We start from the raw sequence: 5730 nt of genomic DNA on the forward strand, positions 1-5730 counted from the left end.
CACTCCCTGAGAACGTCAGGAATCCCCGGAGATCCGGGGATTCCTCCGCCCAGAGGCGCCAGAGAAAGCACGAAGCCCGGACCCTCACACTGAGGATCAGGGCTTGAAGACGTCTTGCGACATCACGTGGCGGTGGCGGTGGGATTTGAACCCACGGTGGGTTTGACCCCACACAACATTTCGAGTGTTGCACCTTCGGCCGCTCGGACACGCCACCGCCGGGAAGGTTACCGGAGGTGGGGCGAGGTACTGAAATCAGCCCCACCGCGTCGGCTCGATGCCACCCTCGGGCCCTCAGGTCGTACGGCGTCGCTCGTCGAAGAAGTCGTCGAGGAGCGCCGTGGCCTCGTCGGCCAGCACGCCCGAGACCACCTCGGGGCGGTGGTTGAGCCGACGGTCGCGGACGACGTCCCACAGCGACCCGACAGCGCCGGCCTTGTCGTCGTGCGCGGCGAAGACGACCCGCGCGACACGGGAGAGCACGGCCGCGCCGGCGCACATCGTGCAGGGCTCGAGGGTGACCACGAGGGTGCAGCCCTCAAGGCGCCACTCGCCCCGGTGCCGGGCGGCCTCGCGCAGGGCGACCACCTCGGCGTGCCCGGTCGGGTCGTGCTCGGCCTCGCGCACGTTGCGGCCCCGACCGATCACCGCGCCGTCCGGGTCGAGGACGACGGCCCCGATCGGGACGTCGTCGGTCGCGAGGGCGGCGCGCGCCTCGTCGAGGGCCAAGCGCATCGGCGCGGCCCAGCGGTGCTGGAGGCTCACGCGGAGGTGGGGCCGATCGCGTCGTCGAAGAGCTCGCCGAAGCCGAGTCGGCGGGCGACGTCGGAGAGCTGCTCGTCGGGATAGAGGTCAGCGTCCTCGTCGAGCAGGACCGCGAGGTCCATCGCGTGGACGCCGAGGTCGCCGATGTGGTCGAGGTCGCCGGCGGCAGCCTGCTCGTCGTCGTCCTCGGGAAGCGGCAGACCGAGGTGGGTGACCACGGACATCGCGAGCTCCCACTCGTCGGCGGCGGTGATGTCGGACAGCAGCAGCCTGACCTGCGAGCCGGAGACCCGCACGATGAGGAAGAAGTCCTCGTCGACGGCGACCAGACCGACCGCGCCTCCCTCACCGGAGAAGCGACGCAGCGCGTGGGTCAGGGTGGCGACGTCCGCCACGAGGTCGTGCGCGAGCTCCTGGACCTGCCACTCGCCGGCATCGCGGTAGGCAGCCAGGGCGAAGTCGACGGAGTCGATCTGCTCGGCCATGCGCCAAGAGTCGCACGCCGGAGGGTCACCGCCAACCCCCATTCATCGCCCGCCGCCCGAGGACGACTCGGTCGTGGAGCGCGCCGGGCACTACAGTCGCGCCATGCGCACGCTCGTGATCGACCACCCGCTCGTCGCCCACAAGCTCACGGTCTTGAGGGACGTCCGCACCGACTCCCCCACGTTCCGTCGCCTCGCCGACGAGCTCGTGACCCTGCTGGCCTACGAGGCCACCCGCGACGTACGCGTCGTCCCCGACGAGATCGAGACGCCGGTTGCGCCCACCACCGGCACCAAGCTGGCCACGCCCAAGCCGCTCGTCGTCCCGATCCTGCGCGCCGGCCTCGGCATGCTCGACGGCATGGTGCGCCTGCTGCCCACCGCCGAGGTCGGCTTTCTCGGCATGGTGCGCAACGAGGAGACCCTCGAGGCCTCGACGTACGCCGAGCGGCTGCCCGACGACCTGTCCGGGCGCCAGTGCTACGTGCTCGACCCGATGCTCGCGACGGGCGGCACCCTCGCCGCTGCGATCCGTTTCCTCGTCGACCGCGGCGCCGACCACATCACGTGCATCACCCTGCTCTGCGCGCCCGAGGGCGTCGAGGCCCTCGAGAAGGGTCTTGACGGCATCGACGTCCCGGTCACGATCGTGACCGCCGCGATGGACGAGCGCCTCAACGACAAGGGCTACATCGTGCCCGGGCTCGGCGACGCCGGCGACCGGCTCTACGGCCTGGCGCACTAGGCCGCAGGTTCAGAGGCCCTTCACGGCCGCGAGCAGCTTGCCCATCGAGTCCTTCGCGTCGCCGAAGAGCAGCGTGGTGCGGGGGTCGAAGAGCAGCTCGTTCTCGATGCCGGCGAAGCCCGGACGCATCGAGCGCTTCATGAAGACCACCTGCCGCGCCTGGTCGACGTCGAGGATCGGCATCCCGTAGATCGGGGCGGACGGCGTGGTGCGCGCCGCGGGATTGACGACGTCGTTGGCGCCGACCACGAGCACGACGTCTGTCTGCTTGAACTCGGAGTTGATGTCGTCCATCTCGACGAGCTGCTCGTAGGGCACCTGGGCCTCGGCGAGCAGGACGTTCATGTGGCCGGGCATCCGGCCCGCGACCGGGTGGATCGCGTAGTCGACACGTACGCCCCGCGCGACGAGCAGGTCGACCAGCTCACGCAGCGTGTGCTGCGCCTGGGCCACGGCCAGGCCGTAGCCGGGCACGACGATGACCCGCTCGGCGTAGGCCAGCAGGATCGCGACGTCGGCCGGACCAACGCTGCGGACCGGGCGGTCGGAGGCCTCTCCGGCGCCAAGCGTGGAGCCGCCCTTGAGCGCGCCGAAGAGGATGTTGGGCACCGAGCGACCCATCGCCCCGGCCATCAGCAGCGTCAGGAACGTGCCCGAGGCACCGACGAGGGTGCCGGCCACGAGGAGCACGGTGTTCTGCAGGACGTAGCCACCGGCAGCCACGGTCAGGCCGGTGAAGGCGTTGAGCAACGAGATCACGATCGGCACGTCGGCCCCGCCCACGGGCAGCACCAGCAGGACGCCGACCACGAGGCCGAGGACGCCGAGCACGACACCGGCCCACATCACCGGCTCACCGACGATCACCCCGGCGACGACCAGCGCCGCCACGAACGCGCCGCCGAAGGCGAAGGGCAGCCCTGGGAAGACGACCGGGCGCGAGGTCATCAGCTCCTGGAGCTTGGCGAAGGTCACCACGGAGCCTGCGAACGAGACCGAGCCGACGAGCACCGTGAAGCCGGTGGCGACCAGGTAGGCCACCGGGACCTCCGCACCGCGCTCGGTGAAGTGCTGCAGCTCGAGCAGTGCCACCAGCGCGGCGGCACCACCGCCGACACCGTTGAACAGCGCCACGAGCTGAGGCATCTGGGTCATCTGCACCCGCTGCGCACCCACCGTGCCGATCGCCGTACCGACCGCGATGGCGAGCAGGATCCACACGACGTTCTGCAGGTCGGCGTAGAAGAACGGCAGCGCACAGGCCACGACGGCGGCGCCGGCGCCGATCAGGTTGCCGACCCGCGCCGTCCGAGGTCCGGAGAGCCCCTTGAGGGCGAGGATGAAGCCGACGGCGCAGAGCAGGAAGACCAGCTGCGCCCAGGTGGGCAGCGCGAGCTCGGAGGCCTCGACGAGGTCGGACGTCGACGTCATCAGCGCTGCACCTCACGCCGGGCGGGCTTGCGGGAGAACATCTGCAGCATCCGGTCGGTCACGAGGAAGCCACCGACCATGTTGACGGCGGCGAGCACGATCGCGACCAGAGCCACCACCAGCGCGAAGCCCTCGGCGTCACCGGCCACGAGCACGGCCCCGAGCAGGATGACGCCGTGGATGGCGTTGGCGCCCGACATCAACGGCGTGTGGAGCGTGGAGGAGACCTTCGAGATCACCTCGATCCCCACGAACACGCTGAGCACGAAGAAGGTCAACCAGGTGATGTCGTTGCTCATGCGGGGCTCCCCTCGAGAGCGATCCGGGTGGCCTCGTGGCGGATCAGCCCGTCGTGCGTCACGCACGCGCCGGCCAGGATCTCGTCGTCGAGGTCGAGGTGCAGCGCACCGTCGTGGGTGAGCAGCTCGATCAGGCTGACGACGTTGTGGGCGTAGAGCCGCGAGGCCGGCCCGGGCATCTGGGCCGGCACGTTGGCGCCGCCCCAGACCTGGGCGCTGCCGATGCGCACGACCTCGCCGGGCAGGGAGCCCTCGACGTTGCCGCCGGACTCCGCGGCGAGGTCGACGACCACCGAGCCGGGCTTCATCGCGGCCACCATCTCGGCGGTCACCAGCAGCGGCGCTCGACGACCGGGCACGGCCGCGGTGGTGATCAGGGCGTCGGCCGCGGCGACGTACGGCGCCAGCAGCTCGCGCTGGCGCGCGGCGCGCTCCTCGGTCATCTCGCGGGCATAGCCTCCCGCGCCGTCCAGCGCCTCGAGGTCGAGGTCGACGGGCTTGGCGCCCACCGAGGCGATCTCCTCCGCCGAGGAGGGCCGGACGTCGTAGGCCCGCACGACGGCGCCGAGCCGCTTCGCGGTCGCGATCGCCTGGAGCCCCGCCACGCCGGCGCCCAGCACCAGGACCTCGGCAGGAGGAACGGTCCCGGCAGCCGTCATGTTGAGCGGGAAGAAGCGTCGTAGGAGTCCGGCCGCGACGATGGCGCAGCGGTAGCCGCTGACGAGCGACTGCGACGACAACGCATCCATCGACTGCGCGCGCGAGATGCGGGGCACCAGCTCCATCGCCAGGCTGGTGACGCCGACGTCGCGCAGGTCGGCCACCAGAGAGAGGTACGGCGACTCCGCACCGACCGGCAGGAACGACACGGTCGTCGACCCCCGGGGCAGCAGCCGCACCGTGCCCGGATCGAGGGGCTGCACCGAGACGACGAGGTCGGCCGTGCCGAACGGGTCGGCGTCGAGCGACGCCCCCGCGGCGGCGTACTCCTCGTCGGCGACCTGCGCACCGCGCCCGGCCCCGGGCTGCACCACGACCTCGTGCCCGAGCGCGATCAGGCGCTCCACCAGCTCCGGCACCAGCGCGACCCGGGTCTCGCCGGCCTGCGTCTCTCGGGGGACCACGACTCTCACCCTCCGAAACCTAGACGCTGAGACCCGGGTCACACGTGCTCCCGGGCCGACGGACCGCGATTTGCGGCCGGATCCCCGGTCATGCGGGTCCACGTGCGTTGACGCAATCGCCAGACGTGGCGTGCCGGACTTCCTACATTGGAGGTATGGCCGCCGCCCCCGAGACTCTCGGGACCTCCACGCAGCTCGACCCTTCGCTGCAGCAGCTGAGGGTGTGGGTGAGGGACGGCCGGATCCGCACCGCCTACGACGCGCTGAATGCCCTCCACCGCGCCGACCTCGCGGGGATGGGCCCGCGCCTCGACCGCTACGACCGCGCCTGGCTCGACGCGCTCCGTGTCGAGTGCCTGATCGCCCGGGGCGAGTCGGCGAGCGCCGTCGACTGGGTCGAGCAGCTGCGCGACCTGGTCGTGGGCCCCGGCGCAGCGGTCGCGCTGCACGCCCGAGCCGAGGTGGCGTCGGCCCGCGGCGCCCACGAGCGCTCCCTCCAGCTCTACCTCGCCTCGGGCACGGCCCTGGCGTCGGAGACCTTCGCGGCCCACCCCGAGCATCCGGTCGAGGTCGACGTCCCGTGGCGCGTGGGGGCCGCCCTGTCACTGGTGCGCTGCGGACGCCGCCTGGTGGCCGGCGACCTCGTCCTGGAGGAGCACGCCCTCGCGGTCGAGCGTCACGACCGCCACAGCGCGGCCCGGGCCCTGCGGACCCTGGCGACCATCGCGGCCGACGGTCGCGCGGTCGAGCGGCTCGAGGAGGCCCGCGCCCTGCTCGAGCCCGACGGGTCCCGGCGCCTCGCTGCCCGGATCGACACCGACCTCGCGGGGCTGATGGTGCTGCACGGCGACGTCGCGCGGGCCGCCGTACTGCTCCGCGAC

Annotated in this window: 7 protein-coding genes and 1 tRNA gene; 2 read left to right on the plus strand and 6 right to left on the minus strand. The window is 71.9% G+C overall.

Going from position 1 to position 5730, the window contains the following annotated elements:
- Nucleotides 1-127: 127 nt before the first annotated feature.
- The 3 genes from VOI19_RS12735 to VOI19_RS12745 all read right to left on the minus strand — a co-directional run bounded on the left by VOI19_RS12735 (nucleotide 128) and on the right by VOI19_RS12745 (nucleotide 1250).
- A tRNA-Ser gene (locus VOI19_RS12735) sits at nucleotides 128-217 on the minus strand.
- 77 nt (nucleotides 218-294) lie between these two features.
- Complete coding sequence (gene tadA / locus VOI19_RS12740) at nucleotides 295-735, minus strand: tRNA adenosine(34) deaminase TadA (RefSeq protein ID WP_323793341.1); 441 nt, start codon at nucleotides 733-735, stop codon at nucleotides 295-297.
- Nucleotides 736-761: 26 nt separating this feature from the next.
- On the minus strand, nucleotides 762-1250 hold the full coding sequence (locus VOI19_RS12745; protein WP_323793335.1) for a tRNA adenosine deaminase-associated protein: 489 nt from the start codon (nucleotides 1248-1250) through the stop codon (nucleotides 762-764).
- Nucleotides 1251-1353: 103 nt separating this feature from the next.
- Between VOI19_RS12745 and upp the strand changes: the two genes are divergently transcribed.
- The gene (upp, locus tag VOI19_RS12750) at nucleotides 1354-1995 is read left to right on the plus strand and encodes a uracil phosphoribosyltransferase (protein ID WP_323793336.1); all 642 of its coding nucleotides are present in this window, start codon (nucleotides 1354-1356) and stop codon (nucleotides 1993-1995) included.
- A gap of 9 nt (nucleotides 1996-2004) precedes the next feature.
- Here the strand turns inward: upp and VOI19_RS12755 are convergent, their stop codons facing one another.
- The 3 genes from VOI19_RS12755 to VOI19_RS12765 are packed head-to-tail and all read right to left on the minus strand — an operon-like array spanning nucleotide 2005 to nucleotide 4849.
- Nucleotides 2005-3426: an NAD(P)(+) transhydrogenase (Re/Si-specific) subunit beta gene (locus VOI19_RS12755; protein ID WP_323793337.1), complete on the minus strand. Its 1422-nt coding sequence runs from the start codon at nucleotides 3424-3426 to the stop codon at nucleotides 2005-2007.
- Nucleotides 3426-3725: an NAD(P) transhydrogenase subunit alpha gene (locus VOI19_RS12760; protein WP_323793338.1), complete on the minus strand. Its 300-nt coding sequence runs from the start codon at nucleotides 3723-3725 to the stop codon at nucleotides 3426-3428. The genes VOI19_RS12755 and VOI19_RS12760 overlap by 1 nt, the downstream gene beginning before the upstream one ends.
- Nucleotides 3722-4849, minus strand: a complete 1128-nt coding sequence (locus VOI19_RS12765) for an NAD(P) transhydrogenase subunit alpha (protein WP_323793339.1) — start codon at nucleotides 4847-4849, stop codon at nucleotides 3722-3724. The genes VOI19_RS12760 and VOI19_RS12765 overlap by 4 nt, the downstream gene beginning before the upstream one ends.
- Before the next feature lie 155 nt (nucleotides 4850-5004).
- Here VOI19_RS12765 and VOI19_RS12770 point away from each other — a divergent pair.
- Nucleotides 5005-5730: hypothetical protein (locus tag VOI19_RS12770; protein WP_323793340.1), on the plus strand; the 726-nt coding region annotated here is incomplete at its 3' end.

This window comes from Nocardioides sp. (genome assembly GCF_034670285.1).
Classification (GTDB): domain Bacteria; phylum Actinomycetota; class Actinomycetes; order Propionibacteriales; family Nocardioidaceae; genus Nocardioides.

Bases quoted from the DNA above. Each gene is read 5' to 3' on its own strand.
- tadA (WP_323793341.1), bottom strand. From the start codon at position 735: ATGCGCTTGGCCCTCGACGAGGCGCGCGCCGCCCTCGCGACCGACGAC.
- VOI19_RS12745 (WP_323793335.1), bottom strand. From the start codon at position 1,250: ATGGCCGAGCAGATCGACTCCGTCGACTTCGCCCTGGCTGCCTACCGC.
- upp (WP_323793336.1), top strand. From the start codon at position 1,354: ATGCGCACGCTCGTGATCGACCACCCGCTCGTCGCCCACAAGCTCACG.
- VOI19_RS12755 (WP_323793337.1), bottom strand. From the start codon at position 3,426: ATGACGTCGACGTCCGACCTCGTCGAGGCCTCCGAGCTCGCGCTGCCC.
- VOI19_RS12760 (WP_323793338.1), bottom strand. From the start codon at position 3,725: ATGAGCAACGACATCACCTGGTTGACCTTCTTCGTGCTCAGCGTGTTC.